Origin of the sequence: Sphingomonas sediminicola, assembly GCF_049991885.1 — a bacterium.
Taxonomy (GTDB): Bacteria; Pseudomonadota; Alphaproteobacteria; order Sphingomonadales; family Sphingomonadaceae; genus Sphingomicrobium; species Sphingomicrobium sediminicola.
Genome location: NZ_CP178916.1, coordinates 2,211,073 through 2,235,533, shown reverse-complemented (window position 1 = coordinate 2,235,533; position 24,461 = coordinate 2,211,073). Strand labels below are relative to the sequence as shown.

The window sequence follows — 24,461 nt, the reverse complement described above, 5'->3', positions numbered from 1 at the left end:
AAAAGGCGCAGTTCGGCGCCATTTTTGAGCAAACCCACTTCCTTGTTCCACGGAGACGTGGACTGGATGGCGGAGCGGGAGGGATTCGAACCCTCGATACGCTTTTGGCGTATACTCACTTTCCAGGCGAGCGCCTTCGACCACTCGGCCACCGCTCCGCAAATCGCTGGAAGGGCGCCCATGTAGGCAAGGAAGCGCTTGTCGGCAACCTTGCGGGGTCAACACTCAAGCCACTATGCGACAAGCGATGCGGCGCTTCGAAATTCCGCCCTCGGCCGACGAGATAGAGGCGATCGCGCGCCGCGCCTTGCGGTCGCTGCCGGAGCCGTTCGCGGGCCATTTGCGCGACGTCGTCCTGTTGATCGAGGAGTTCGCCGACGACGAGACGCTGGACGCGATGGGTATCGAAGACCCGTTCGACCTAACCGGGATCTACGAAGGCATACCGCTGACCGAGCGGAGCGTCGATCTGTCTGGGACATTGCCGGACAAGATACGACTGTTCCGGCGACCGATCCTCGACGAATGGGCAGGCGGCGAAGACACGCTCGAGCATCTCGTCGCGCATGTGCTAGTGCACGAGGTGGGTCATCATTTCGGCCTGTCGGACGCAGACATGCACGCGCTTGAGGAAGCGGTTCGATGAAGCCGCTGCTCGGATTTGACGGTGTGACATGCCGGCGCGGAGGTCGCCTTCTGTTCGAAGACCTGGATCTCAAGATCGGCCCGGGCGAAGCGCTGCACCTGGTCGGACCCAATGGATGCGGAAAGTCGAGCCTGATCCGCCTTGCGGCGGGACTGCTGCGAGCAGAGCAGGGATGGATCGAGCGCAGCGAACTGGCGCTTGCGGACGAGGGGCTCGCGTTGGATCGTGAGCTTCCCCTCAAACGCGCACTCCAATTCTGGGGCGGACGTATCGACGAAGCGATGAATGCGCTGGGCCTGACTCGCCTTGCGCATGTGCCAGTCCGGCTCTTGTCGACGGGACAAGCCAAGCGGGCGACGCTCGCTCGCGTGGTGGCGTCGGGCGCACCGCTGTGGCTGTTGGATGAGCCGCTCAACGGCCTCGACAGCGATGGCGTTGGGCGTCTCGAGAAACTCGTCGCCGCACATCTCGAACGGGGTGGAGCTGTGCTGGCCGCGTCTCACGGGCCGATCGGCGGGACCTGGACTCATCTGGAGTTGGGGGCATGATCGCCTCCCTCATCGCCCGCGATGTTCGGCGCTCGATCGGCGGCGCCGCATGGCTTCCGGTCGGCTTCTTCCTGGTCGTCGCGACGCTTGTTCCATTTGCGGTAGGGCCCGATCCAAGATTGCTTGAGCGCATTGCTTCGGGCGGCCTCTGGATCGCTGCGCTGACCGCAGCCCTTCTCCCGATCGAGCGGCTGGTCGATCCGGATCGCAGCAGCCGGTTCCTCGACCAGCTGACCATCCATGGTGTGTCAGAAGAGGCCGTCGGAGCGTCAAAGGTCACGGCTCACTGGCTAACCTTCGGGCCACTCCTCCTGATCGCCGCGCTGCCGAGTTCGTTCATTCTCGGAATCGCGCCGGCCGCGCTGGGGCGGACAATGATTGCTTTGGCGGTCGGGACACCCGGGCTCGCAGCGCTGGCCGTGATGGTGGCGGCGCTTACGGCGGGCCTTCCGCGCGCCGGTGCGCTGGCCGGCGTGCTGCTGCTCCCGCTGGCCGTTCCGCTGTTGATCTTCGGCGCAGGAGCCACAGGCGATGAGGCATCGGGCGCATTGTTGCTGGAGGCTGCGGTATCGTTGCTGCTGGTTGCCGCGTCGCCGTTCGTAATCGGCGCTGCGATCCGCGCGTCGCGAACCTAGCGCGACCAGCGCGCGAAGATGGCTGTCGGCAAGAGCAAGCCCCGAGCTTCCTCGCGCACCGACATTTCGCCCATCTCCACCGTGCCGCCGAGATCGCCCAGAGTCTGCTTCACAAGCTCGCCGATCGCGAGTGCCGACATGCGCACGGCGTAAACGGTCAGCACCAGGAAGCGGCTGTTCTCATCGAGCAGCTTCCGGCAGTCGGCGAGCAACGGCGCAAGATTCTCCTCGAGCCGCCAGACCTCGCCCGTAGGTCCGCGACCGAACTTGGGCGGATCGAGCAAGATGCCATCATAGCGCCGTTCACGCCGAACCTCGCGGGCGGTAAACTTCCCCGCATCGTCGACCATCCAGCGGATCGGCCGGTTGGCGAGTCCGGACAGGGCGGCATTGGCCTTACCCCCCTCGACCGACTTCTTCGACGCGTCGACATGGACAAGCCTCGCGCCTGCTTCGCTCAGTATCAATGACCCGACGCCCGTGTATCCGAACAGGTTGAGCACATCGGCATCGGCCGAGCGCTCGCGCATCCAGTCCCATTGCGGCGCCATGTCGGGAAAGAAGCCGAGGTGACGGAAGGGCGTCAGCGACGCGTTGAAACGGACGGGCCCACGCGAGAGCTCCCAATCACGGGGAACCGGGCGATGTTGCACCCAGCGCCCGCCGCCCTCCTCATCCGATCCCGGAACGAACGTCGCATCCGGATCCCAGTCGGGCCGCGCGGGTGACCACATTGCCTGCGGCTCGGGGCGCGCAACCTTGACGGACCCGTAGCGCTCGAGCTTCCGGCCGTCGCCGCTATCGATCAGGCCCCAGTCCGGCCAGGGATCCGCAACGAGAGTCTCAAGCATCAGGCGACTGCCGCGAGCCGCGCTCCAACGGATGCGATCGCGGTGCGGCCGTCGAGCAGTGCGGCTCCGGCGGCCTTGGCGCTAGCCGGATCGACGGCCCGAAGATCGCCGAGCATCTCGTCGAGCGACAGGATGCGCCCGAATACCTCGATCGAACGTGCCATCTGGTCAGCGCGGCCCTGCGCGGTTTCGAGCGACATCAGCACACCTGCTTCCATCTGCGCCTTTGCTCGGCGGACCTCGGCGTCGGTCAGGCTCTCGATCGTGTCGGCGAGAACCTCCCGGGCAAGGTTCATCGATTCGACCGCCCTGTTCCGGTCCGCCGCGCAACCGATCGCGACCAATCCCGTGTCGGCGAAGGCCTGGTTCCAGGAGCCGATCGAATAGGCCAGGCCGCGCTCCTCACGCAGCTCTTGGAACAGGCGTGACGAGGTTCCTCCGCCTAGCGCCTGAACGAAAACCGCGAGTGACGGCATGCGCGGGTCGGAAGCAGCCAAGCCGGGCAGTCCCAGGCACCAATGCGCCTGTTCGAACTCGCGCCGGTCGTTGCGCAGGCCGCCGGTGAATTCGGCGCTGCCGATCGGCGTCCCCGGCGCGTCCTCCATGTCTCCGAAAAGCCGCTCTGCAATTTTCAGGACTTCGCCGGGATCGACCTTGCCGCTCGCAGAAAGGATCAGGCGTGACGGCACCAGCTCTCCGTTCATCCAGCCGAGGCAATCCTCGCGGGTAATGTTACGGAGGCTTTCCTCGCGGCCGAGGATGGAGCGGCCGAGCGGCTGGCTCATGAACGCCGCTTCGAACAGGTGGTCGTTGACGAGATCGTCGGGCGAATCGACGGTTTCGCCGATTTCCGAAAGGATCACCGTCTTCTCGCGATCGAGGTGCGCGTCATCCATGTGCGGCGCGCGGACCAGGTCGGCGATCAACTCCGCCAGTAGCGCCGTATCGCGGGCGAGGACGCGGCCATGGAAGGTCGTCTGGTCGCGCGAGGTCCATGCATTCATGTAGCCGCCGACGTCCTCGATCGCTTCGGCAAGCTCGCGGGTTCCGCGCTTTCCGGCGCCCTTGAACACCATATGCTCGACCAGGTGGGCGAGGCCCGAGCAGGACTCAGGCTCCGAGCGCGAGCCGACCATCGCGTAGAGGCCCATCGCGACGCTCTCCGCGCCGGGAAGGGGATCGACGGCAACCGTCAGGTCATTGGCAAGGCGATGCATCGTCGCACTCAAGCCTTCTGTTCCTTCTTCCAGCGCAACCTCAGCGCGAGACCATAAATGAGCGCAGCTATTCCCGCGAACGCGAACCATTGGAAGGCGTAGGAGCGGTGATTGTTCGAGATCGAAGCGAGCGTCGGCGGCGCGACGGTTTCTAGGCCCGGCGGTGCGCTTGCTGCGACGAGGCGGATCCGGGTCTTGTTGTCCGGCGCGATGATCCCGCTGACCGGCCCGCCCGACCAGCTCACTTTCGCATTGGGGTCCTTCGACCAGCCGACTGCGACGCTCATGCCCGGGCCTTCTGCGCCCGTCGAGCAGTCGATGATGTGGACGAAGCCGGGCTCGCCCGACACGCCTTCGCCCGGAACGGTGCGGCGGCCGACAGGCTTCAGGCAGATGCCGGTCGCATGTCGGAACAGCGGGAGCTGAGCGTCTCTCATGGGAAGTGTCGGATAGGCGATAGGGACCAGCTTCTCCGCTGCCGCATATTGCGCGAGGAGGCCTTCCTTCCACTTGGCACGCTGAAGCTGCCAGACGCCGAGGCCGATCATGATCGCGACCGCGCCGGCCACGACGATCGTCGGGATGATAGGAAGCTTGCGGGTCATGGCGCGATCTTGCCTTCACGGGCGCGGTGGACGAACTCCTGCGCGATGAGCCAGGCCTTCGCGGTGCGCAGGCCTCCGACGGTCAAAGCCAATCCGACCGGAATCCAGACGAGATGGACCCACCAGGGCGGTGACCATGTCAGGTCGACGAAGATTGCCATGACGGTCAGGATCGCGCCAACGATCAGGATGAGGAAAGCCGCCGGTCCGTCGCCGACATTGAAGCTGTCAAAATCGAGGCTGCACGCGCGGCACCTGGGCTCAAAGCGCACCCAGCTTTGAAAGAGATGACCCTGCCCGCACCGCGGGCAGGATCCCTTGAGCGCCTTCGCGAGTGGCGAGGTTTCCGCCACTTCGGCCCTAGCCGTGCGTCGGCGCGCCCCAGCCGCCCCAGACATAGATGGACACGAACAGGAACAGCCACACGACGTCGACGAAGTGCCAGTACCAGGCAGCTGCCTCGAAGCCGAAGTGCTGCTTGGGCGTGAAGTCGCCCTTCCATGCGCGGATCAGGCAGACCGTCAGGAAGATGGTTCCGACGATCACGTGGAAGCCGTGAAAGCCGGTCGCCATGAAGAACGTCGAACCGTAGATGTTGCCTCCGCTCGACTGCTTGAACGCGAACGGAGCGTGGATGTACTCATAGGCCTGGATGCTGGTGAACAGCAGACCGAGCAGCACCGTCAGCAGAAGGCCGAGCTTCAGCCCTTCGCGGTCGCCGTGGATGACCGAGTGGTGCGCCCAGGTCACCGTCGTGCCCGAGCACAGCAGGATCAGCGTGTTGAGAAGCGGGAAGCCCCACGGGTTGAGGACCTCGAGGCCCTTCGGAGGCCATTGGCCGCCGACCGCTTCGCCGATCGATGGGAACAGCGAGGCATCGAAATAGGCCCAGAACCAGGCGAGGAAGAACATCACCTCGGAGGCGATGAACAGGATCATGCCGTAGCGAAGGTGAAGCTGCACGACCGGCGTGTGATAGCCCGCATGAGCTTCGCGGATCGTGTTCGCCCACCAATTGGCCATGGTGACGAGCACGGCGATCAGGCCGGCGATGCACACGAACGGTCCGTACGGGTTGTCGTGCATCCACATGACCAGTCCGCCAAACAGGAAGAGCGCGGAGATCGATCCGATCAACGGCCATGGATCGGGGTCGACCAAATGGTAATCGTGGTTCTTCGTAGCGGCCATTCGCGAAGCTTTCCTCGTCTCGTTTGCTTGCGGCTCTAGCGGGCCGCTTCAGGCTTTTCCACCGGGTAAAATGTATAGCTGAGCGTGATCTCGTCGATGTTCCTCGTGTTCTCGTCGTCGCGGATCTTGGGATCGACGAAGAAGACCACCGGCATGTCGACCGACTGCCCGGGCTTGAGCGTCTGCTCGGTGAAGCAGAAGCACTCGATCTTCGAGAAATATGGTCCGGCGATTTCGGGCGATACGTTGAACACCGCCTGGCCGGTCGTCGTGCGTGCCGTCAAGTTTGTCGCGCGATACAGGATCTGCGTTCGCGCGCCCGGTGCGATGCGGACGGTCTCCTGAACCGGCTCGAACTTCCACGGCAAATCGGCATTGATGTTCGCGTCGAAGCGGACGCCGATCTGTCCGGCTATGGCGCCCGGCGCCCTCTCGGCGCGCAGCGGCGTGCCGTCGAAGCCCGTCAGCTGGCAAAACGCGCGGTAAAGCGGGACCGACGCGAAAGCGAGGCCGAGCATAGCTAGCGCGAGAAGCGCCATTAGCCGCCCCGTTTTGGCATTCTTGCGGGCGACTGCGGTCATTTGTTCAGCCCGATTTTCGCGACCGTGATGAGGAAGAGAAGAACCACGAACGCGCCGAGCAGCCAGGCCATCAGGCGCGCGCGTTCGCGCTGGCGGCGGAGCACTTCATCTTCGGGATGCGGGTTCATGCAATCACCCAGTGGTCGATCACTACGGCAGAGAACAAGGCGAAAAGGTAAAGAATGGAAAAGGCGAACAGCCTGCGCTCCGGCTTCATTCCGCTCACCTCTTCGGCGCGGTTCGCGAAGACGGCAACGGCGAGAAACAGGAATATGGCGTTGAGGGCAACGGCCGACACACCGTAGATCAGTCCGGTAAGGCCGAGGGCGTAAGGCGCTATCCCCGCGATCGCGACTGTTATGCTGTAGAGAAGGATCTGCAGCCGGGTGTTCTGGATGCCGGCAACGACGGGCAGCATTGGCACGTTGGCGTTCGCATAATCGGAGCGGACGAACAGCGAGAGCGCCCAGAAGTGCGGCGGGGTCCACAGGAAGATGATCGCGAACAGCAGCGCCGGCATAAGGTCGACCTGCCCGGTTGCGGCGACCCAGCCGATCAGCGGCGGAAAGGCGCCCGCGGCGCCACCGATGACGATGTTCTGGGCGGTGCGGCGCTTCAGCCAGACGGTGTAGATCAGAACATAGAACAGGATCGAGACCGCCAGCAGCAGCGCCGCCAGATGGTTGGTGGCCAAGTCCATCAGAACGACCGAGAAGGCGCCCAGGCCGACGCCGAAATGAAGCGCCGTCTGCCGGTCCATCCGCCGCGCCGGAAGCGGGCGGTTCGCCGTCCGGCGCATCTTCGCGTCGAGGTCGGCCTCGTACCACTGATTGAGCGCACCGGCCGCGCCGGCACCGAGCGCGATGCAGAGGATCGCTGTAAATGCGAGGACGGGCGGAAGCGCGACGGGCGCCGCGAGCAGTCCGCACAAGCCGGTGAAGACCACCAGGCTCATGACGCGGGGCTTGGTCAGCGCGACGAGGTCGCGCCAATCGGCGGGCAGGGCAGGTTGCGCAATCGAGGGAGTCATGACTCGCGGCGGCTATAGAGGGCGAACGCGCGGGCTGGAAGCCTTCGCTGCCCCCGCTACTTTAGGGCCATGCTTATCCGATTCGCCTTTGCGCTCAGCCTCTTGTCCGCGACGCCCGCCCTGACCCAGGCCACGGTCGCTCCCGCCCCTGCAGAAGACGTCGTGAAAGTCGCGCTCGACACCAGCGCCGGGCGCATCGTCCTCGCGCTCGACCGGAGCCACGCGCCTGTTACAACCGCCAATTTCCTCAAGTACGTCGATGCGGGCCGCTTCAACGGCGAAAGTTTCTACCGGGCGATGAGGTTCGGAGAAAATGGCGGGCTGATCCAGGCCGGGATCACCAGCGACGCCCGCAAGCTCTATCCGGCGATCGAGCATGAGCCGGTGAGCAAGACGGGGATCAAGCATGTCGCGGGCACGGTCTCCATGGCTGCCTTCTCGCCGGGTACCGCCAAGGCGGACTTCTTTATCCTGACCAGCGATGCGCCCTCATTCGACGCCAGCTTCGCTGCGTTCGGCCATGTCGTTGAAGGCATGGACGTCGTGAAGGCGATCCAGGCAGCGCCAGCCTCGCCAACCAAGGGAGAGGGCGTGATGAAAGGCCAGATGCTCGACCCGGTCGTGAAGATCACGAAGGCGTCGCGAATTTCCGAGTAGTTGCGGGTCCGATTCTTTCGTGAGACATCCGTCGGGGTGGGGGACGGGACTGCGAACAATCGGAACCATGGCGGCCGCGCCTCGTGGCCAAGCGAGGGCCTGATCTTCGCTGTCACGCTCCTGCTCATGCTTTGGCCGCTCGCCGTCAATCGGGCTCCATTCTATTCCGCCGACAGCGCGAGCTATCTCCGGGGTGGTGAATTCGGTTTCAACACGGGCCTCCTGATCCTCGATCATTGGTGGAATACGCTGTTTGCCACGCCGGCGGGCACGGCCGCTGCTAGCGATCCGAAAGCCATTGTCGCTGGCGCAATCGCCCAATCCGGCGGCGCCCGGTCGCTGCTCTACAGCGTGGCGACCTACATCTTGCGGGGGCCCGGGGTCAGCCTGATCGCGCTTGCCGTCGCTCAGGCCGCATCGGTCGTGCTGGTCGTGACCTTTCTCCGGCGGCTGATGATTCCGAAACTTGCGGTTGGACGGGGTCTGGCTGTCGGCGCCGGGCTCGCACTCCTGACCTCGGCAGGATGGTACGCAGCTTATGCGACGCCGGACGTCCTTGCCGGCGTCACGATCGCCGGCTCTCTGGTCCTGACCGTCTTCTACGATCGCATGACCCTTTCCGCGCGGATCGCTCTCGTCCTGCTTGTGGCAGCCTGTATCACTACTCACGGAAGCAACCTGCCGATCGCCGTCGGGACGCTCGTGACGGGATCGGCTGCGAACTTCTGGCTTCAGCGCGGTTCGCTCGTCGATTGGATTCGAAAGGCTGTTTGGTTCGCGAGCCCGATGGTTCTGGCGGTGGCCGTGCTGCTCGGCGCGTCCTTCGCGGCGTTCGGAGAGGCGAGCCTCGCCCCAAAACGCTATCCGATCCAGCTCGCCCGATCGGTCGCGGATGGCCCAGGCGCCTGGTACCTGCGCGATCATTGCGCCACCGAGCATTACGCGATCTGTGAGGTGTTCGGCCCGAACCCTCCGCGTAAGGTCGGCGAATTTCTGTGGGGGCCCAATGGTGTTCGTTACCGTGCGACGCCCGAGCAGATGGAGCGGATTCGCGCCGAGGAAAGCACGATCGTCCGTCGAGCGTCGATGGAATATCCGCTCGTCCAAATCGGCCAGTCGATCAGGAATACGGCCCGCCAGCTGCTCACATTCAGCCCGGACGATCTAGTCTTCGGCGAGGAAATGGCCGGCGGGAAGGATCCGTCGATCGTGCAAGTGCGGTCGGACAATCCGGCCCTCAAGACCTTTGGGACGGTGGCCGTCTATCTGACCTTCTTTGCAAGCATCGCCTTCCTGATTGTGAATCGCCGGCGTCTTGATCGCATGGAAGTTGCGGCGGTTGGTGTCGCCGTTATCGGCCTCCTCGCCAACGCCGCCGTGTGCGGAATTCTGTCGGGCGTGACCGACCGGTATCAGGGCCGCGTTGCCTGGATCCTTCCGGCGCTGGCGTTCATCATCTTCGCCCGTTTCTGGGACGAGGGCCGGTTGTCTCAGGCTGCCACCGGCGAGCTAGGTCCATAGCTTCGATGGATTATGTCCCACTCGGAAAGTCCGGGCTCACTTCCAGCGTCATCGGACTAGGGGGCGGGAGCAGTGGCCGCTTCGGGCTGACCAAGGGCGGCACGAAATCGGATGCGATCCGCTTGATCCGGCATGCCCTCGATCTCGGCATTACCTTTTTTGACGGAGCCGGCGTCACGGGCGGCGTCGACCAGCTGTTGTCCGAAGGTCTGGGCGACCGAAGGAACGCGATTCTCCTGTCGACGAAGATCCATCTTGGCCCCGATCCGGCTCCATTCTCCGATATGCTGTTGGCCAATAAGGCTTCGTCCTGGGTAGCCCGGCGCTTCGGGCTGGTTTGCAGCGCTGCCACGGTGCGCCGCCGCGTCGAGCAAACGCTCAAGGCGATTCGTACGGATCGCGTCGATCTGCTTCACTTACATGCAGTATCGCCCAGGCAATATCCGAAGGCTGCAGCGACGATCCTGCCCGAACTTCGCCGGATGAAAGACGAGGGCAAGATCCGCGCGATCGGGATAACGGAGGGGTTCCTGACGGATCCCGGTCACGAGACGTTGCGGGCAGCGGTTCGGGACGCGGGCATCGACGCCATCATGGTCGGCTTCAATGTTGAGAATCACAGTGCCGCGGACCTCGTCCTGCCGCGGGCCGAACAGGCGGGAATCGCTGCGATCGGGATGTTCGCACTGCGCGGTCTTCTAAACTCAGGAATTGCCGAGGACCTAAAGCGGATCGCAATGGAGGCGAGGATCAGCAGTCTGTCAGAGCTCGCCTATCGTTTTTCCCGGCACCAGGCCGGCATGGACGTTATCCTGACCGGCACCGGAGATCCCGAGCATCTCGAGAAGAATATCGCGGCCGTTCTGGCTCCGCCGTTGCCGGCCGAAGTGTTGGACCGGCTTCGCGCGCTGACGGCCTAGGCCGAGGGCGCATCCACGTGGAAATGACCGTCGTTTGCCACGACCCAGGCAAGTCCACCGATTACGCCCATGAGGACGCGCAGTAGGCCAAATGCAATCGACAGGGACAAGGCGGCTTCGGCACTGACTCCGGCTGCTCCCAGCAGATAGACGAACGCAATCTCACGAATGCCCCAACCGCCGAAGGAGATCGGTACCATCGCCATCAGCAGCGCCGCGGTGGCGAACGCGAAGAGCGTCGCAAGCGGGATGTCCAGGCCGAGGCCTGTCGCCAGAGCGGCCAGCACGCCGACACGTAGAAGATGCTGCGCCAGGGCTGCAGCCCAAGCCGACGCAATACCGTGGCTTGGAGTGAGCAATAGCCGGAAGTCGCCAGCGACGGTCAGAAGCTTTTGGAAGAAGGCCCATCGTTCGAGCCTGGGAACGCGGAGCCGGATGTGCGCCAGTACGAACAATGCCGCAATGACACCAATGCCGCTCGCTAGCAGAGTAATCATCAGCAGCTCGTCGCGCGGCTCCTTGAGCAGTTCGAGTGCAATCGGGAGGCCTGCGGCGATGACACCCACGAGCGTGATGAAGGAAAGCACGCGGACGGCGAGGATAATCCTGACCGCAGTTCCGACGGGCATCCCGACGCGCGATAGCTGCACCCCCCGAAAGATGTCGCCGCCGACGGTCGACGGCGCGACGTTACTGAAGAACCAGCCTACCACGCTGTAGAGCATCGCCGTGCCGAACGGCATTCTTCGGGAGAAGAGCCGTATCACGCTCGAGAGCAGGGTCGCATCGAACAGGATGATGAGACCCGTCAGCAGCAAGGCGACCAAGGCCCACCACGGGTTCAGGCTCGAAAGGAGCGAGGCGACCGCGGCGATATCGACGGTCCGGAACGCCACCCACAGCAACAGGGCGGTCACTAAACATTTGATTGCGATCTTCAACCGCACACGGACCCCATCCCAATTTCGGACATGCACAACTCGACCGAGAGCGTCTTTGCGCGCCAACCTGTATGGCAGTAGATGAGATTGCTTGCGAGGCGCGGGAGGCAGGGCAAAAGCACATGTCCCAAAACGGACCTTCGGCGCAGACCGGGGCGAGGCTGCTGATGCTCGGCCTGGACGCGGTCAGCCTGCCGTTAATCAAGGAAAACCTGGACCGGCTTCCCGTCATCGCTTCGCTTCTGAAGAGCGGAGTGGTCAGCGAGCTTCAGTCCCCGGCCTCGAACCTCGCGGCCAGCGTTTGGCCCACGTTCCTCACCGGACGACCGCCCGGTGAGCACGGCCAATATTTTCCGTTCCAGTGGAATGCGGAGCATTGTGATTATCGGCGCATTGCCGATCCTCGCTGGTCCGAGGAGTTCGACGTCGAGCCCTTCTGGCATCGCATCGCGAGAGCGGGCGTTCCAACGATTGCGTTCGACGTCGCGCACGGGCTGCATGACGAGCGCGCGCCCTGCCTGCAGATTACGAACTGGTCCTACCAGAGCTCCGGCGACGCGAAATCGTCGCAACCCGAGGTATTGAAAGACATCCAGCGACGTTTTGGCCGAAGGCCGATCGGGCCAGAGGTGCCGGTCGCGAAGACGGCCAGACAATGCTCCGCGATTGTCGAGCATTTGACGACAGCCGTTCGCGCGAAGGCCGATGCCACGCTCCACCTGATGAAGAGGCCTTGGCGGTTGTTCGTGACCGGCTGGTACGAAGCGCATCGCGCCGGGCATAATCTTTGGCCTGTCGAGGGAGATTTTGCGTCGGATGCCGCCCCCGGCGCGCTGCTGGAAATTTACGAGGAAACGGACCGCCAGTTGGGCCGTGTGCTTGAGAAGCTGGATCAGTCCGGCGTTCCTACTTCGGTGGTGCTGTTCACCGTTCATGGCATGGAGCCGAACCGGGCCCAGGATCATTTCCTCACCGAAATCCTGGCCCGCCTGAACCGGCTTTATCTCGGGAAGCCGCCGATCGGGTCGCGCAGCAGGCCGTCTCCGCTCAATGTCATGGCGTTCCTCCGCAATGCGCTACCTCCGACCCTTCAGTATCGGGCGGCGAGCATTCTTGGAGAGCGGGTTCAGGACTGGGTCGTCAATCGCGCGCTTACGGCGGGTCGGGACTGGAGCCAGACCCCGTCTCTTCCGGTCCTGAGCGGCGGCGAGGGCTTGGTCCGGTTCAATATCAAGGGCCGGGAGTCGCCGGGTTTCTTCGAGCCGGGCGGCCCTGAGCTGGCGAGCTATGTCGGCTGGCTGATCAAGCGGCTGTCGGCCATCGAGGTTGCCGGGACAGGCGAGCCTCTAATTCGGAAGATTACTCTCGCCGACGACCTGTTTCCGGGACCCCGACGGCACTTCCTGCCCGACTTGATGATCGAATGGGCGCCGGAAGCACCCGTGCATCGGGTCACATCACCCGACATCGGCGAGATCGAGGTTTCGCTCGCGACAGGCAGGGGCGGGAACCACAATGCATCCGCGTTCATGATAGTGAAGGGCGACGAAGCTCTTCTCGAAGCAGCTGCAGCCGTCGACGATATTTCAGGCCTCGGCTCGATAGCTGAGGCTTATTTGATGGGCACTGCCCGGGCGCGCGCCGCCTAGGCCACGCGAATTCGGCACGAAAGAAAACGCCCCGGCGTGAACCGGGGCGTCTCTGTCTCAACGCTCGAGACCTGCCTAGCTGATCTTCGGCAGGGTCGAGAATTGGTGGAACGGGGGCGGGCTGGACAGCGTCCACTCCAGTGTCGTCGCGCCTTCGCCCCACGGATTATCTGGAGCCTTCTTTCCGGCGAACAGCGACCAGCCAATGTTCACGAAGAAGATGACCATGCCCGCGGCCATGATCATGTAGCCGTAGGTCGAAACTTCGTTCCACTTCTCGAACGCCGGCGTGTAGTCCGGGATACGCCGCGGCATGCCGTCGAGACCGAGGAAGTGCTGCGGGAAGAAGATCAGGTTCACGCCGATGAACATGACGAAGAAGTGCAGCTTGCCGAGAAGCTCGTTGTACATCTTCCCGCTCATCTTGGGGAACCAGTAGTAGAAACCGGCGAAGATCGAGAACACCGCGCCGAGGCTGAGAACGTAGTGGAAGTGCGCCACCACGTAATAGGTGTCGTGCATGTAGTTATCGACGCCGCCGTTCGCGAGGACGACGCCGGTGACGCCGCCAACCGTGAACAGGAAGATGAAACCGACCGCCCACAGCATTGGCGTCTCGAAGGTGATCGAGCCGCCCCACATGGTGGCGATCCAGCTGAAGATCTTCACGCCAGTCGGAACCGCGATGATCATCGTCGCGGCGGTGAAGTACATCTTGGTTTCCATCGTCAGGCCGACGGTGAACATGTGGTGCGCCCACACGACGAAGCCGACGACGCCGATGGCGACCATCGCATAGGCCATGCCGAGGTAGCCGAAGACCGGCTTGCGGCTGAACGTCGCGATGATCTGGCTGATCATGCCGAAGCCGGGCAGGATCATGATGTACACTTCGGGGTGTCCAAAGAACCAGAACAGGTGCTGGTATAGCACCGGATTACCGCCGCCGGCCGGATCGAAGAAGCTGGTGCCGAAATTGCGGTCGGTCAGCAGCATTGTGATCGCGCCTGCAAGGACCGGCAGGGCCAGCAGAAGCAGGAAGACGGTGACAAGGATCGACCAGACGAACAGCGGCATTTTGTGCAGCGTCATGCCCGGTGCGCGCATGTTGAAGATGGTCGTGATGAAGTTGATCGCCCCGAGGATCGAGCTCGCGCCAGCAAGGTGGAGCGAGAAGATCGCCATGTCGACCGCTGGGCCTGCCGATCCGCTGGTCGATAGCGGTGCGTAGACCGTCCAGCCCGTACCCGCACCAAGACCCGTTCCGCCGGACACGAAGGTCGAGCCGAGGAGGAGCAGGAACGCGGGGATCAGCAGCCAGAAGCTGATGTTGTTCATGCGCGGGAACGCCATGTCGGGCGCACCGATCATCAGCGGAACGAACCAGTTGCCGAAGCCGCCGATCATCGCCGGCATGACCATGAAAAAGACCATGATCAAGCCGTGCGCAGTGATCAGCACGTTCCAGTGGTGAAGCTGCTCGTCGAACCCGGCGGCCGTGCCGGCACCGATCGGCCAGGCGTGATTCAGATATTGGATGCCCGGATGCATCAGCTCCATGCGCATGATGCCCGAGATGCTGCCGCCGATGATGCCGGCGACGATCGCGAAGATCAGGTAGAGCGTGCCGATGTCCTTGTGGTTCGTCGACATGAACCAACGGACGAAGAACCCTGGCTTGTGATCGGCATCATGATGCGCGTCGTGCGCCTCGTGAGCCTTGAGCTTCATCGTATCTGCGGTGGTGGCCATGATGCTTTCGTTTCCGCTCTTAATTCTGGGCCGTCGCGGCCTGGTTGGTGGCAGGCTGCGCTTCAGCCGTAGTTGCTGCGGCGGGAGTCGCTGCGGCCGGCTCGGCAGCTGCTGGAGCGGCAGCCGGAGTCGCTGCCGGCCTCGCGCCCTTCGGAGTGCCGCCCTTCGATACGATCCATGCGTCGAACTGCTCCGGCGAGACGACTTCGACCGCGGTCGGCATGTAGCCGTGGCGGGCTCCGCAGAGTTCGGTGCACTGGCCGAAGTAGACGCCCGGACGATCGACCTTGACCCAGATCTGGTTCACCTGGCCCGGATTGGCGTCGATCTTGCTCCAGAAGGCCGGTACCCAGAACGCGTGGATCACGTCGTTCGAGGTAACCAGGAACTTCACGACCTTGCCGGCCGGAATGACCATGCGCTCGTCGACTGCGAGCATCGGCGGTCCGTCCTTGTCGGTCCGGAAGCGCTCGCCCGGCTTCACGTCCCTTTGTTCCTTGAGCTGGTTCGAGACGATCTCGAAGCCGCCGTTGTCGGGATAGGAATAGGTCCAGAACCACTGGTTGCCGGTCACCTTGACGGTCAAGTCAGCCGGCGGCGGCGTGTACTGCGTCTTCAGCAGGCGCATCGATGGGATGGCGATCGCAACGAGGATGAGCACCGGAACCAAGGTCCAGACGACCTCGAGCGCGGTGTTGTGCGACGTCCGCGACGGGGTCGGGTTCGCGCCGCGGCGGAAGCGGAGCATCGTGAAACCGAGCAGGCCAAGCACGAAAAGGCTGATCGCCACGCACAACAGCAAGAGCCAGTTGTTGTGGAAGCCGGCGGCGAAGCGGCCGACGTCCGTCACCTGCTCCTGGAGGCCCGTTCCCGCCTTGACCGGCATTCCGATCTGCGCCTCCGGAAGAGCTTGGCCGACACCCGTCTCCGACGTCGTGACGGCCGGCGGATTGGCCTTGTCTGGGGTGGAGGCAGCAGCCGCCTCGGGCGACTGCGGCTGGGCGGAAGCAGGCGCAGTGACCGCAGGCTGCGGCTGGGCAGCTTGCGGCGTTTGAGCCGCTGCAGGTGACAGGCCGGCGGCGGCCAGGGCAATCGCCCATGCAATCAGTTTCATTCTCACCCCGGTGACTTGGGTTGGGGACAAGAGCACCACGACCGGGCCCCCTTGAATCAGGCGGCCTTATAGGCACGGCTTTTCGCTCTCTCAAGCGCCTCATCCACAGGTGTTGAAGGCGCGTCTCGCGCGGCCTATTCAACCGCTCGTTTCCTTTTGGCCGGAGCGCCGATGACCGAAGACGAAGTCCTCGCCGAATTCAGGGCGGCAGATGCGCTGCTGGAAGGGCATTTCATCTTGTCGTCGGGCTTGCGAAGCCCTCGCTACCTGCAATGCGCCCGGCTTCTGATGGACCCCGCGCGCGCCGAGAGAATCGCGCGCGCTCTTGCCGCACGGCTTCCTGAAGAGACCCGTAATGCCATCGACATCGTCATATCGCCGGCCATGGGCGGCGTGATCATCGGGCATGAGATGGGGCGAGCACTCGGACGACCCGCGGTCTTCGTGGAACGTCCCGAAGGCCAGTTCGAGCTTCGTCGCGGCTTCCGTATCGATCCCGGCGCGAGGGTTTTGATGGTCGAGGACGTCGTCACCACCGGCCTTTCTTCACGTGAGGCGATCAAGGCGATCGAGGAAGCAGGCGGCAAGGTGATCGCGGCCGCGTCGATCGTCGACCGCTCCGGCGGCAGCGCTAACCTCGGCGTGCCCTACACCTCGCTCATCCGCATCGACGTCCCGACCTATGAAGCCGATGCGCTTCCACCCGAGCTCGCCGCGATCCCGGCGATCAAGCCCGGGAGCCGTGCGGCCGCGTGAGCAGCCCGCTCCGTCTCGGCGTCAATATCGACCACGTGGCGACCATCCGGAACGCGCGAGGTGGTGACCATCCCGACCCCGTGCGTGCGGCGAAGCTGGCGGCCGAGGCCGGTGCCGAGGGGATCACGGCGCACCTCCGCGAGGACCGGAGGCACATCACCGACGAGGATATCGACCGGCTGATGGTCGAGATCGATCTCCCGCTGAACCTGGAAATGGCGGCGACCGAGGAGATGCTTGCGATTGCGCTCCGGCATAAGCCGCACGCCGCCTGCATCGTTCCGGAGAAAAGGGAGGAGCGCACGACCGAGGGCGGGCTAGACGCGGCAGGGCAGTTCGAAACACTGCGCCCGTACGTGGACTGGCTCAGCCGGGCGAACGTTCGTGTCAGCCTGTTCATCGAGCCGTCGGAAGCGCAGGTCGAGGCTGCCGTCCGCCTTGGCGCCCCCGTCGTCGAATTCCACACCGGTCGCTACGCCCATGTCGACGGCGAGGAGCGAGCGGTCGAGCTCAAGCGGATTTCCGATTGCGCGGCGCTTGCCGTCAAGAACGGTATAGAGCCTCACGCCGGCCACGGCCTAACGTTCGACAATGTGATGCCGGTGGCAGCCATCCCCCAGATCGCGGAACTGAATATCGGCCATTTCCTGATCGGCGAGGCGATCTTCACCGGCCTCGATGCCAGCGTCCGCCGGATGCGCGAACTGATGGACGCGGCGCGGTGATCGTCGGCATCGGCTCCGACCTCTGCAATATCGAGCGGATCGAGAAATCGCTCGAGCGGTTCGGCGAGCGTTTCCTCGATCGTGTCTTCACCGACGTCGAAAAAGCGAAGGCCGCGTCCCGCCCACACACCACCGCCGGGACGCTCGCCAAGCGCTTCGCCGCCAAGGAGGCCTTCTCCAAGGCGGTCGGCACCGGTTTCAAGCGTGGAGTTTTCATGAAGGACATTGGAGTGGTCAACGCGCCCTCGGGCGCACCCACGCTCCAATTGACCGGCGGCGCGCGGGCGCGGCTTGACGCCCTTGCGCCGGACGGCCACGCCATCGACATACATCTGACGATGACCGACGATTACCCCTGGGCACAGGCTTTCGTGATCCTGCACGCCCGCAAGCTGGAGCCCTGATTGAACGACACCATTCCCGAGGCGAGTGCCGATCCAGCAACGGTTTCGGCTGCCCCCGAAAAGGAATCGAAGGGCTCCGCCATCTGGCGGGAGATCAAGGGCCTGCTCTGGGTCCTGGTCGCAGTGCTGCTGTTCCACACCTTCGTCGCCAAGCCCTTCTACATTCCGTCCGAATCCATGATGCCGACGCTCCTCAAGGGCGACCGGCTGGTGGTCAGCAAATATCCGTACGGCTGGTCGTGGGTCTCGCCGAGCTTCCATGTCTTCCCGCATTGGCAGGGCCGGCTGTTCGGCAAGACGCCCGAGCGCGGTGATATCGTCATCGTTACTCCGCCCGGCCAGAGCGACGACTACATCAAGCGCGTGATCGGGCTTCCCGGCGATACGATCGAAGTGCGTGGCGGCCGCCTGGTCATCAACGGCAAGCCGGTGAAGTCGGAGCGCCGTCCGCCGGTGATGGTGCCGGTTGATATCAACGTTCCCTGCGGGATCGAATTCTCCGGCTTCCAGGTCCGCGCAGCCGACGGCAACGCATATTGCCGCTTGCCGATCGTCCGCGAGACCCTTCCTAACGGAGTTAGCTACGACACGATCGATCTCGGCCAGAGCGCGGGCGACGACTACGGGCCGGTGAAGGTACCGGCAGATCATCTCTTCCTGATGGGTGACAATCGCGACCGCAGCGCCGACAGCCGCTTCGATCTCGGTCCGCCCGAGAACGGCCTCGGCGGTCCGGTCCCCTGGGAGAACATCGGCGGCCGCGCCGAGTTCATCACCTTCTCGCTCGATGGTACTTCCGAGCTCCTGAATCCGTTCAGCTGGTTCGAGGCGTTGCGTTCCGGGCGGGCCGGGACTTCGCTGAGGGCGCACAAGGACTAGGCGATGGGATCAGGGCCGCCGACTATCGAACCGCACGTCGAGCGACCCGGCCCAGCAGAATTCCGCGATCCCATGGTCGTCCGCGAGCTGAAGCGCGCCGCGGTCTGGTTCGGGCTCGCGCTGCTCATCATCGGGGTCATCGTCCTCGCCCAACCGCTGCTGCTGATAGTCGGGGGAATGATTTTCGCCGTCTTCCTCGATGGCGGCGCGCGGCTGATCGGCCGTTTCCTTCCCATCGGGCGCGGCTTCCGCCTGCTTCTGGCCCTGATCATCGGCTTCGGCTTTATCGGCTGGGTCTTCTGGTACGCGGGCACGACCATAGCGGCGCAGTTCGAGGCGCTGCGGATCGTCGTTACCGCTCAATTCGACCGCCTTATGGAATTCGCGGCCTCGCTGGGACTGGTGCCGAAGGGCCCGCCGACGAACCTCGGCTCGCAATTGCTCGGGTCGGTCGGCAGGCTGACCAGCGCCGTCGGAAGCGCTCTCGGCGCGATCACAAGCGTCATCCTGATGATCGTGATCGGGATCTTCCTGGCGATCGAGCCGCGCATCTACGATCGCGGAATCGCCTGGATGCTGCCGATCCGGTACCGCGAGCAATTCTACCGGATCGCGGAGCACGTCGGGTTCACGCTGCGCAGGCTGTTGTTCGGGCGGCTGCTGGGGATGATCTTCGAAGGTTTCTTCACCGGCATATTGCTCTGGCTTGCCGGGGTGCCCATGGCCGCCCTGCTCGGCCTGATCACGGGCCTGCTGGCCTTCATTCCCAATATTGGAGCGATCACTTCAGGCGTGCTGATGGTCGCGGTCGGCTTCAGCGCCGGCCCGCATCAGGGCTTCGCGGCGATCATCATCTATTTCTTCGTACAGAACGTTGATGGCTATCTGGTCATCCCATACATCGCACGCCGCACGGTCGACCTCGCTCCGGCAGTCGTCCTGGCGATGCAGCTGCTGATGGGTGCCTTGTTCGGGATACTCGGGGTCCTGTTCGCGGACCCGATCCTTGCGGCGTTGAAGGTGGCCTTGATGGACATCAGCCGCGATCATGCCGCGGAAGAAGGCGAGGGGCCGAAGGCCGTCGGCGGGAAACCGCCACCCGCTTAGGGAGTAGGGGTCGCCTCGGGCTGCGGGGCCTGTTGCGCCTGACCGGGGATTTCGCCGCCTTGGTTCATCAGCGCGGCATTCGGCACGATCTGGACGATGTGCACGTCGAAATCGAGATCGGCGTTGGGACCGAAGGGGCTGCCCGGGGGCGGTGACTCGCCGTAAGCGAGCTTGCCTGGGATGTGGATCTTGTACTTCCCGCCCTTCTGCATCTTCATCAGGGCTTCCGAGAAACCGGGGATGACCTGTCCGGCGATCATCGGCTGCGCTCCGCCATGTCGAGCGCTGTCGTCGAATACCGTCCCGTCGGTGAGCCTGCCCTCATATTCGACGAGAACTCCGTCCATCGCCTGGACGAAGGGGCCTTCGCCCTTTTCGACGGTGCGGATTCGAAGGCCGCTCTCGGTTGTCTCGCCGCGCAGCGGGCTTGCGCCGAGCCAGGCGAGACCGACGCCGGCGCCGATCAGCAGGAGGAACGCAAGCGACAGTCCAAGGCTGCGCCCGCGGCTTTCGGGGCGCTTGGCAGTTTCGCTGACCGACATTGTATCGCCCCGTATTCTAGGAGGGTTGGAAGCTTAGCGCGAACCTTCGCGCTCGGCGCGCTTGCGCTCGAGCTTGCGGGCGCGGCGGATGGCGGCAGCACGTTCGCGGGCGCGCTTCTCCGACGGCTTCTCGTAGTGACGGCGCAGCTTCATCTCGCGGTAGACGCCTTCGCGCTGCAGCTTCTTCTTGAGCGCGCGGAGCGCTTGGTCGACGTTATTGTCGCGAACGATGATCTGCATAAATGCCTGTCTATACTCCAGAATGTCGCTGTGGCCCGTAGCTGCGCCAATACCATACGCCCGGCCGCAGTATGCTGCGTCGGGGCGCCGCCATTAGCAGTGACTGAAAACGCATGCAAGGCGCTCGAAATTGCCCGTCCTGCGATGAAACGAGTTGTCAGCACGATGGGCTAAGCAACTGGCTAAACGCGGTTATCGGAGATTAACCTTCGGATGTGTACAACCGCTGCTTCATCTGAGTGGGGTGGTAATGGGGTTGAATCGAAGGGAAGTACTGCGTTGGGGCGCGGTTGGCGCGGCTGGAGCCATGCTCTCGTCCGCCGCAAGCTCCGTGGGTCTTCCATCCATCGTTTACGCGCCGCCGCCGGTTCCGCGTGATCCGCTGGCGCCGCTCGCACCGGTGCAGCCTGCGCCAGTCGGCCTGAACCCGGTGCTCTTCCAGAAGGCCAAGGCGGCGCTCGATTCGCACCGTTATCAGGCGCGTGCGCGCGACCTTATGGGCATTGTCGACTTTTCGAAGGCTTCCAGCGAGGCCCGCTTCCATCTGGTCGACTTGATGAACGGCACCGTCGAAAGCCACCTGGTCGCTCACGGCCGCGGGTCCGATCCGGATCATAGCGGCTTCGTGGAGCGCTTCTCGAACGACTTCGGGTCCTACGCCACCTCTAACGGCGCCTACACCACCGGCGACTATTACGAGGGTAAGTACGGCCTTTCGATGAAGGTCCAGGGCCTCGACTGGTCGAACAGCAATGCCGAAGCCCGCGCGATCGTCATCCACAATGCGTGGTACGCGGAGCCGGAAATGATTGCCCAGCACGGCAAGCTCGGCCGCTCCGAAGGGTGCTTCGCCTTCAGCCGCGCCAGCCAGTGGGACGTGATGCGACGCCTCGCCGGCGGCCGCATGATCTACGCCGACAAAATCGCCTGATTTTTCATCAGGACGGGGAGAGTGAGGCCTCGGGACCTGGTCCCGGGGTCTTTTTCGTTGTGGTGAAAGCGGACTTCAGGGCGCCGGTCGGCTAGAAATCGCCGGGATGGAGCCCAAAGCAATCAGCATCCCTGTCGGTGACGAATCGGTTTCGGGCCTATTCCTGCGGCCGCCCGACGCAAAAGCGCTTTACCTATTCGCCCACGGAGCCGGCGCCGGAATGACGCACAAGGCGATGTCCGGGAATGCAGAGGGGCTAGCCAAGCGAGGAATCGCGACGTTGCGCTACAATTTCCCCTATATGGAGAAAGGCTCGAAGCGGCCCGACTCCCCGAAAGTGGCCCATGCGGCAGTGCGAGCGGCGGCATCCAAAGCCGTGGAGCTTGCGCCGGAACTAGCCCTGTTCGCCGGCGGCCGCTCGTTCGGCGGACGGATGACATCGCAGGCACAGGCCGGCGATCCGTTGCCCGGCGTTCGCGGCCTGATCTTCCTCGGCTTTCCGCTGCACCCAGCGGGGAAGCCCGGGATTGAGCGCGCGGACCATCTGGCGAATGTGCGCGTCCCGATGCTGTTCGTTTCCGGCACCCGCGATGCGCTTGCGGAGCTGGACTTGCTGCGGCCGGTAGTCGCCAGTCTCGGCAGCTATGCCAAGATCCACCTCGTCGATCAGGCCGACCATTCCTTCAAGGTTGTTGCCAAAAGCGGCCGCACCAATGCTGATGCCGAGGCCGAGGTTCTGGACGCGGTCGCTCGCTGGATCAGCGGCTAGGCAGCGGCTTCGTCTCTAGCGCGAAGCAACCTTGTCCTCGGGCTTGGCTGACGGCGCCGGCGTGGCGACATTGTTCAGCGCCGCAATGACCTTGCCGTCCTTCTTGTAGATGTCGGCATAGTCCTTGATCGACCCGTCTTGGAGCGCGGCGGACGACATGTAGACGATGTAGACCGGAAGCGGCTTGGGGAAGTTGGCCTGGACCGTCTTCTTGCTGGCGACGGTTTCCTTGACCCGCTCGGGAGTCCACGCGGCCGGCACGGTGCCATCGGCTGCGGGCGGGTAGGTGCCCTCGCCCAACAGCCTTTCAGCCAGGAGCAGGACGTGCTCGGTCCGAATGCAGCCATGGCTGTAGGCCCGCGCCTTGGCATCGAACAACGTCTTGGCGGTCGTGTCGTGCAGGTAGATGTTGTGGGGATTGTACATCACGAACTTGATCTGTCCCAGCGCGTTGCGCGGCCCCGGAGGCTGACGCCAGCGTTGGATCTTCCCGTCGGCGCCCTTGAGCGCGACGTAGCCCGGCTTGCCGGCGACCTCCTTGCTGATGCTCGGCGGCACTTCCCACCAAGGGTTGAGAATAACGCCCGTGGCGATCGCCATCAGCTGCGGCGTCTGAGTCTTGATTGCTCCTGCGACTGCCCGATGCCGAGAAACGGTGACGCCGTCCTCGACCAGCGCAGCCGTGTAGGCCGGCACGTTCACGATGATGTAGCGTTCGCCGAGGTCGCGGGGCAGCCAGCGCCAGCGGTCCATGTTCAACCGGATCCGGTCGACCTTCATCGTTTCCGTCTTCGGAGTGATCTCGAGCGCCTTCTTCAGCGCCGCATATTGCGGGTGCGACGGAAGCAGTCCTGCGAGCGCCTCGCCAACGCGATGTTGCGCAAGTGCTGCACGAAGCAGAGAATCCTGCTTCGCGGCATCCAGATCGGGATCCGGGATGTGCCAGTTCTGCCGGTCGGCGCCACGCACGTGACCGAGAGCCATGTCAGACGAAAGCTTGTTGAACCGTTCCGTCGAAGCGGCCGAGATCAGGTTCAGATCATTACTCCGCATCGCGGAGATGAGACCGGCGGAATCATAGTCCCGGGGGTCGAGGCCTTCCTTCGCAGACGTGAGGATTGACAGCAGGAGCTGATTGGCGTCCGCCATCGTCCAGACCGGCGGAGGCGGCGGTGGCGGCAAAGCGGGCGCCGCTTCCGGGGTCGCCGTCTGCGGGACCGGCTGCGGCATCGCCTGTTGTGACGTGCCCTGCTGCGGCGAGGCGGGTTGAGCGGCAACGGGTTTCGGCTGAGCGGTGGCCGCGGCGGGCTTCACCGCCGGCGCACCGGCCTGGGCTAGCGCCATTCCGGCCGGAGCCGTCAGTGCCGTGAAAATCAGCAAGCCTTTGAACTGCACGCTCATCCCCTGAAAATCCCGTGTTCCGAGGCAGCTAGCCTCGCCATCGACACCCAATGATGTGCAATTGCATCCATACACAGGCTGAACGGCGCTCGCCAGTGACGTGCGCGCCACACTGCCGTTCGAATCATCAATCCGAAACAAACCAATCCTTAAGTCCCGGCACCTTAGCTTGGGTCTCGCCGATGGGTGGGGTTAGGAATGCTTAATGGCTCGATGATACCGCGCAGCGTGCGCCGAATGTTCGACGAGCGCTCGGAACCGCGCGATGAAATGGTCTCGCAGACCGCGGTCCTGGAGCTTCGCGGACGCAAGCACGTAGTGCGCCTACTCAACCTATCTCCTTCAGGTGCTATGGTAATTTTTCGGGCGATGCCGCATATCGGCGAGGAGGTTGCGCTGCACCTTTCCGACCGGGGCCGAGTGTGCGGGCATATTTGCTGGGTGCGCGACAGCCGGGTTGGAGTGACTTTTACGGCGGCTTTGGAGTAGCCGCGCGTGGAGATGAGTTTTTCGATGATCAGGGCGCGCATTGGCGAGACGCCGGACTCGAAGGAGCGGCGGCGCATGTCGCGCTTCCCGGTCGAAATCGATGCGCGCGTGCGTGAGCTAGGCGCCAACGGCATCGAGGCTCGGATCCTCAACATCTCCGAGAGCGGCTTCATGGCCGAATCCCACGCGACTTTCGAGGTCGGGTCGAGGATCTGGCTGATGCTCCCCGGTCGCGACCGTGCCAACGCCGTCGTCAAGTGGGTGGCCGGCGACAAGATTGGCGCCGAATTCGCCACGCCGCAATCGCTCGAAGGTTTGCGGACGGGTCAGGATTTCTAGGCGCGGCCCACCGCTTCCTGC

The 24,461-nt window shown here is 63.9% G+C and carries 30 protein-coding genes and 1 tRNA gene; 16 read left to right on the top strand and 15 right to left on the bottom strand.

The genetic code is table 11. From position 1 onward, the window contains the following. Positions 1 to 67 precede the first annotated feature (67 nt). Positions 68 to 158 (bottom strand) — tRNA-Ser (locus tag ACMC5O_RS11715). 89 nt (positions 159 to 247) lie between these two features. On the opposite strand from ACMC5O_RS11715, the gene ACMC5O_RS11710 reads away from it, so the two are divergent. The 3 genes from ACMC5O_RS11710 to ACMC5O_RS11700 are packed head-to-tail and all read left to right on the top strand — an operon-like array spanning position 248 to position 1,829. Then, entirely contained in the window at positions 248 to 646 is a 399-nt protein-coding gene (locus ACMC5O_RS11710) for a metallopeptidase family protein (protein ID WP_187708633.1), read from the top strand. After that, positions 643 to 1,194, top strand: a complete 552-nt coding sequence (ccmA, locus tag ACMC5O_RS11705; RefSeq protein ID WP_426692900.1) for a heme ABC exporter ATP-binding protein CcmA — start codon at positions 643 to 645, stop codon at positions 1,192 to 1,194. The genes ACMC5O_RS11710 and ccmA overlap by 4 nt, the downstream gene beginning before the upstream one ends. Continuing rightward, a complete protein-coding gene (locus ACMC5O_RS11700) occupies positions 1,191 to 1,829 on the top strand; it encodes a heme exporter protein CcmB (protein WP_187708634.1) in 639 nt (212 codons plus the stop codon). The genes ccmA and ACMC5O_RS11700 overlap by 4 nt, the downstream gene beginning before the upstream one ends. Here ACMC5O_RS11700 and ACMC5O_RS11695 read toward each other — a convergent pair. Genes ACMC5O_RS11695 through ACMC5O_RS11660 form a run of 8 tightly spaced genes read right to left on the bottom strand, consistent with a single transcriptional unit; the run spans position 1,826 to position 7,304 of the window. Beyond that, a complete protein-coding gene (locus tag ACMC5O_RS11695; protein ID WP_426693528.1) occupies positions 1,826 to 2,683 on the bottom strand; it encodes a class I SAM-dependent methyltransferase in 858 nt (285 codons plus the stop codon). The two genes, ACMC5O_RS11700 and ACMC5O_RS11695, sit on opposite strands and share 4 nt — an antisense overlap. Beyond that, on the bottom strand, positions 2,680 to 3,897 hold the full coding sequence (locus tag ACMC5O_RS11690) for a M16 family metallopeptidase (RefSeq protein WP_246444234.1): 1,218 nt from the start codon (positions 3,895 to 3,897) through the stop codon (positions 2,680 to 2,682). Before ACMC5O_RS11690 ends, ACMC5O_RS11695 begins: the two co-directional genes overlap by 4 nt. Before the next feature lie 8 nt (positions 3,898 to 3,905). Continuing rightward, positions 3,906 to 4,502 (bottom strand): SURF1 family protein, encoded by a 597-nt coding sequence (locus ACMC5O_RS11685; protein WP_187708636.1) that lies wholly within the window; start codon positions 4,500 to 4,502, stop codon positions 3,906 to 3,908. After that, positions 4,499 to 4,855, bottom strand: coding sequence for a DUF983 domain-containing protein (locus ACMC5O_RS11680; protein WP_246444235.1), 357 nt, complete (start codon positions 4,853 to 4,855; stop codon positions 4,499 to 4,501). Before ACMC5O_RS11680 ends, ACMC5O_RS11685 begins: the two co-directional genes overlap by 4 nt. Before the next feature lie 7 nt (positions 4,856 to 4,862). Then, positions 4,863 to 5,693, bottom strand: a complete 831-nt coding sequence (locus ACMC5O_RS11675) for a cytochrome c oxidase subunit 3 (RefSeq protein WP_187708638.1) — start codon at positions 5,691 to 5,693, stop codon at positions 4,863 to 4,865. A 35-nt stretch (positions 5,694 to 5,728) separates the two neighbouring features. After that, a complete protein-coding gene (locus tag ACMC5O_RS11670) occupies positions 5,729 to 6,274 on the bottom strand; it encodes a cytochrome c oxidase assembly protein (RefSeq protein WP_187708639.1) in 546 nt (181 codons plus the stop codon). Next, positions 6,271 to 6,402 carry a hypothetical protein gene (locus tag ACMC5O_RS11665; protein WP_281389390.1) on the bottom strand — a complete coding sequence of 44 codons (132 nt, stop codon included), beginning with the start codon at positions 6,400 to 6,402 and terminating at the stop codon, positions 6,271 to 6,273. The genes ACMC5O_RS11670 and ACMC5O_RS11665 overlap by 4 nt, the downstream gene beginning before the upstream one ends. Next, the gene (locus ACMC5O_RS11660; protein ID WP_187708640.1) at positions 6,399 to 7,304 is read right to left on the bottom strand and encodes a heme o synthase; all 906 of its coding nucleotides are present in this window, start codon (positions 7,302 to 7,304) and stop codon (positions 6,399 to 6,401) included. Before ACMC5O_RS11660 ends, ACMC5O_RS11665 begins: the two co-directional genes overlap by 4 nt. A 69-nt stretch (positions 7,305 to 7,373) precedes the next feature. Here ACMC5O_RS11660 and ACMC5O_RS11655 point away from each other — a divergent pair, with 69 nt between their 5' ends. The 3 genes from ACMC5O_RS11655 to ACMC5O_RS11645 are packed head-to-tail and all read left to right on the top strand — an operon-like array spanning position 7,374 to position 10,402. Beyond that, positions 7,374 to 7,961, top strand: a complete 588-nt coding sequence (locus ACMC5O_RS11655; RefSeq protein ID WP_187708641.1) for a peptidylprolyl isomerase — start codon at positions 7,374 to 7,376, stop codon at positions 7,959 to 7,961. Between the two features lie 36 nt (positions 7,962 to 7,997). Beyond that, positions 7,998 to 9,482, top strand: coding sequence for a hypothetical protein (locus ACMC5O_RS11650; RefSeq protein ID WP_187708642.1), 1,485 nt, complete (start codon positions 7,998 to 8,000; stop codon positions 9,480 to 9,482). A 5-nt stretch (positions 9,483 to 9,487) separates the two neighbouring features. Continuing rightward, a complete protein-coding gene (locus ACMC5O_RS11645) occupies positions 9,488 to 10,402 on the top strand; it encodes an aldo/keto reductase (protein WP_426692899.1) in 915 nt (304 codons plus the stop codon). Here the strand turns inward: ACMC5O_RS11645 and ACMC5O_RS11640 are convergent. Next, positions 10,399 to 11,349, bottom strand: coding sequence for a lysylphosphatidylglycerol synthase transmembrane domain-containing protein (locus ACMC5O_RS11640; protein WP_426692898.1), 951 nt, complete (start codon positions 11,347 to 11,349; stop codon positions 10,399 to 10,401). The genes ACMC5O_RS11645 and ACMC5O_RS11640 overlap by 4 nt on opposite strands. A gap of 116 nt (positions 11,350 to 11,465) precedes the next feature. Between ACMC5O_RS11640 and ACMC5O_RS11635 the strand changes: the two genes are divergently transcribed. Then, positions 11,466 to 12,992 (top strand): alkaline phosphatase family protein, encoded by a 1,527-nt coding sequence (locus ACMC5O_RS11635; protein ID WP_426692897.1) that lies wholly within the window; start codon positions 11,466 to 11,468, stop codon positions 12,990 to 12,992. A gap of 75 nt (positions 12,993 to 13,067) precedes the next feature. Here the strand turns inward: ACMC5O_RS11635 and ctaD are convergent, their stop codons facing one another. Both ctaD and coxB read right to left on the bottom strand, forming a co-directional pair. After that, positions 13,068 to 14,744 carry a cytochrome c oxidase subunit I gene (gene ctaD / locus ACMC5O_RS11630; protein ID WP_426692896.1) on the bottom strand — a complete coding sequence of 559 codons (1,677 nt, stop codon included), beginning with the start codon at positions 14,742 to 14,744 and terminating at the stop codon, positions 13,068 to 13,070. Positions 14,745 to 14,763: 19 nt separating this feature from the next. After that, positions 14,764 to 15,858: a cytochrome c oxidase subunit II gene (gene coxB / locus ACMC5O_RS11625; RefSeq protein WP_187708646.1), complete on the bottom strand. Its 1,095-nt coding sequence runs from the start codon at positions 15,856 to 15,858 to the stop codon at positions 14,764 to 14,766. Positions 15,859 to 16,029: 171 nt separating this feature from the next. Between coxB and pyrE the strand changes: the two genes are divergently transcribed. From pyrE to ACMC5O_RS11600, 5 genes are read left to right on the top strand one after another with little or no spacing between them, the layout of a single operon-like run. Continuing rightward, positions 16,030 to 16,614 (top strand): orotate phosphoribosyltransferase, encoded by a 585-nt coding sequence (gene pyrE, locus ACMC5O_RS11620; protein WP_187708647.1) that lies wholly within the window; start codon positions 16,030 to 16,032, stop codon positions 16,612 to 16,614. Continuing rightward, the gene (locus ACMC5O_RS11615; RefSeq protein ID WP_187708648.1) at positions 16,611 to 17,339 is read left to right on the top strand and encodes a pyridoxine 5'-phosphate synthase; all 729 of its coding nucleotides are present in this window, start codon (positions 16,611 to 16,613) and stop codon (positions 17,337 to 17,339) included. The genes pyrE and ACMC5O_RS11615 overlap by 4 nt, the downstream gene beginning before the upstream one ends. Continuing rightward, entirely contained in the window at positions 17,336 to 17,743 is a 408-nt protein-coding gene (acpS, locus tag ACMC5O_RS11610) for a holo-ACP synthase (RefSeq protein WP_187708649.1), read from the top strand. The genes ACMC5O_RS11615 and acpS overlap by 4 nt, the downstream gene beginning before the upstream one ends. Next, complete coding sequence (lepB, locus tag ACMC5O_RS11605) at positions 17,744 to 18,622, top strand: signal peptidase I (RefSeq protein WP_426692895.1); 879 nt, start codon at positions 17,744 to 17,746, stop codon at positions 18,620 to 18,622. Positions 18,623 to 18,625: 3 nt separating this feature from the next. Then, positions 18,626 to 19,729 carry an AI-2E family transporter gene (locus ACMC5O_RS11600; RefSeq protein WP_187708650.1) on the top strand — a complete coding sequence of 368 codons (1,104 nt, stop codon included), beginning with the start codon at positions 18,626 to 18,628 and terminating at the stop codon, positions 19,727 to 19,729. Here ACMC5O_RS11600 and ACMC5O_RS11595 read toward each other — a convergent pair. Both ACMC5O_RS11595 and rpsU read right to left on the bottom strand, forming a co-directional pair. Next, complete coding sequence (locus tag ACMC5O_RS11595) at positions 19,726 to 20,271, bottom strand: FKBP-type peptidyl-prolyl cis-trans isomerase (RefSeq protein ID WP_426692894.1); 546 nt, start codon at positions 20,269 to 20,271, stop codon at positions 19,726 to 19,728. The two genes, ACMC5O_RS11600 and ACMC5O_RS11595, sit on opposite strands and share 4 nt — an antisense overlap. Positions 20,272 to 20,304: 33 nt before the next feature. Further along, the gene (gene rpsU / locus ACMC5O_RS11590) at positions 20,305 to 20,511 is read right to left on the bottom strand and encodes a 30S ribosomal protein S21 (RefSeq protein ID WP_187478788.1); all 207 of its coding nucleotides are present in this window, start codon (positions 20,509 to 20,511) and stop codon (positions 20,305 to 20,307) included. 250 nt (positions 20,512 to 20,761) lie between these two features. Between rpsU and ACMC5O_RS11585 the strand changes: the two genes are divergently transcribed. Then, complete coding sequence (locus ACMC5O_RS11585; RefSeq protein ID WP_246444236.1) at positions 20,762 to 21,442, top strand: murein L,D-transpeptidase catalytic domain family protein; 681 nt, start codon at positions 20,762 to 20,764, stop codon at positions 21,440 to 21,442. A gap of 106 nt (positions 21,443 to 21,548) precedes the next feature. Then, complete coding sequence (locus tag ACMC5O_RS11580; RefSeq protein WP_187708652.1) at positions 21,549 to 22,211, top strand: alpha/beta hydrolase family protein; 663 nt, start codon at positions 21,549 to 21,551, stop codon at positions 22,209 to 22,211. Positions 22,212 to 22,226: 15 nt separating this feature from the next. Here ACMC5O_RS11580 and ACMC5O_RS11575 read toward each other — a convergent pair whose 3' ends face one another. After that, positions 22,227 to 23,606, bottom strand: a complete 1,380-nt coding sequence (locus ACMC5O_RS11575; RefSeq protein ID WP_426692893.1) for a L,D-transpeptidase family protein — start codon at positions 23,604 to 23,606, stop codon at positions 22,227 to 22,229. Positions 23,607 to 23,810: 204 nt separating this feature from the next. Between ACMC5O_RS11575 and ACMC5O_RS11570 the strand changes: the two genes are divergently transcribed. Both ACMC5O_RS11570 and ACMC5O_RS11565 read left to right on the top strand, forming a co-directional pair. Continuing rightward, entirely contained in the window at positions 23,811 to 24,101 is a 291-nt protein-coding gene (locus tag ACMC5O_RS11570; RefSeq protein ID WP_426692892.1) for a PilZ domain-containing protein, read from the top strand. 24 nt (positions 24,102 to 24,125) lie between these two features. Beyond that, positions 24,126 to 24,440 carry a PilZ domain-containing protein gene (locus tag ACMC5O_RS11565; protein WP_187708655.1) on the top strand — a complete coding sequence of 105 codons (315 nt, stop codon included), beginning with the start codon at positions 24,126 to 24,128 and terminating at the stop codon, positions 24,438 to 24,440. Positions 24,441 to 24,461: the final 21 nt, after the last annotated feature.

What these genes read in the sequence shown, in the direction of transcription:
- ACMC5O_RS11710 (WP_187708633.1), top strand. Translation starts at nt 248, where the DNA reads ATGCGGCGCTTCGAAATTCCGCCCTCGGCCGACGAGATAGAGGCGATC.
- ccmA (WP_426692900.1), top strand. Translation starts at nt 643, where the DNA reads ATGAAGCCGCTGCTCGGATTTGACGGTGTGACATGCCGGCGCGGAGGT.
- ACMC5O_RS11700 (WP_187708634.1), top strand. Translation starts at nt 1,191, where the DNA reads ATGATCGCCTCCCTCATCGCCCGCGATGTTCGGCGCTCGATCGGCGGC.
- ACMC5O_RS11690 (WP_246444234.1), bottom strand. Translation starts at nt 3,897, where the DNA reads ATGCATCGCCTTGCCAATGACCTGACGGTTGCCGTCGATCCCCTTCCC.
- ACMC5O_RS11685 (WP_187708636.1), bottom strand. Translation starts at nt 4,502, where the DNA reads ATGACCCGCAAGCTTCCTATCATCCCGACGATCGTCGTGGCCGGCGCG.
- ACMC5O_RS11675 (WP_187708638.1), bottom strand. Translation starts at nt 5,693, where the DNA reads ATGGCCGCTACGAAGAACCACGATTACCATTTGGTCGACCCCGATCCA.
- ACMC5O_RS11670 (WP_187708639.1), bottom strand. Translation starts at nt 6,274, where the DNA reads ATGACCGCAGTCGCCCGCAAGAATGCCAAAACGGGGCGGCTAATGGCG.
- ACMC5O_RS11665 (WP_281389390.1), bottom strand. Translation starts at nt 6,402, where the DNA reads ATGAACCCGCATCCCGAAGATGAAGTGCTCCGCCGCCAGCGCGAACGC.
- ACMC5O_RS11660 (WP_187708640.1), bottom strand. Translation starts at nt 7,304, where the DNA reads ATGACTCCCTCGATTGCGCAACCTGCCCTGCCCGCCGATTGGCGCGAC.
- ACMC5O_RS11655 (WP_187708641.1), top strand. Translation starts at nt 7,374, where the DNA reads ATGCTTATCCGATTCGCCTTTGCGCTCAGCCTCTTGTCCGCGACGCCC.
- ACMC5O_RS11645 (WP_426692899.1), top strand. Translation starts at nt 9,488, where the DNA reads ATGGATTATGTCCCACTCGGAAAGTCCGGGCTCACTTCCAGCGTCATC.
- ACMC5O_RS11635 (WP_426692897.1), top strand. Translation starts at nt 11,466, where the DNA reads ATGTCCCAAAACGGACCTTCGGCGCAGACCGGGGCGAGGCTGCTGATG.
- ctaD (WP_426692896.1), bottom strand. Translation starts at nt 14,744, where the DNA reads ATGGCCACCACCGCAGATACGATGAAGCTCAAGGCTCACGAGGCGCAC.
- coxB (WP_187708646.1), bottom strand. Translation starts at nt 15,858, where the DNA reads ATGAAACTGATTGCATGGGCGATTGCCCTGGCCGCCGCCGGCCTGTCA.
- pyrE (WP_187708647.1), top strand. Translation starts at nt 16,030, where the DNA reads ATGACCGAAGACGAAGTCCTCGCCGAATTCAGGGCGGCAGATGCGCTG.
- ACMC5O_RS11600 (WP_187708650.1), top strand. Translation starts at nt 18,626, where the DNA reads ATGGGATCAGGGCCGCCGACTATCGAACCGCACGTCGAGCGACCCGGC.
- ACMC5O_RS11595 (WP_426692894.1), bottom strand. Translation starts at nt 20,271, where the DNA reads ATGTCGGTCAGCGAAACTGCCAAGCGCCCCGAAAGCCGCGGGCGCAGC.
- rpsU (WP_187478788.1), bottom strand. Translation starts at nt 20,511, where the DNA reads ATGCAGATCATCGTTCGCGACAATAACGTCGACCAAGCGCTCCGCGCG.
- ACMC5O_RS11585 (WP_246444236.1), top strand. Translation starts at nt 20,762, where the DNA reads ATGGGGTTGAATCGAAGGGAAGTACTGCGTTGGGGCGCGGTTGGCGCG.
- ACMC5O_RS11580 (WP_187708652.1), top strand. Translation starts at nt 21,549, where the DNA reads ATGGAGCCCAAAGCAATCAGCATCCCTGTCGGTGACGAATCGGTTTCG.
- ACMC5O_RS11570 (WP_426692892.1), top strand. Translation starts at nt 23,811, where the DNA reads ATGCTTAATGGCTCGATGATACCGCGCAGCGTGCGCCGAATGTTCGAC.
- ACMC5O_RS11565 (WP_187708655.1), top strand. Translation starts at nt 24,126, where the DNA reads ATGATCAGGGCGCGCATTGGCGAGACGCCGGACTCGAAGGAGCGGCGG.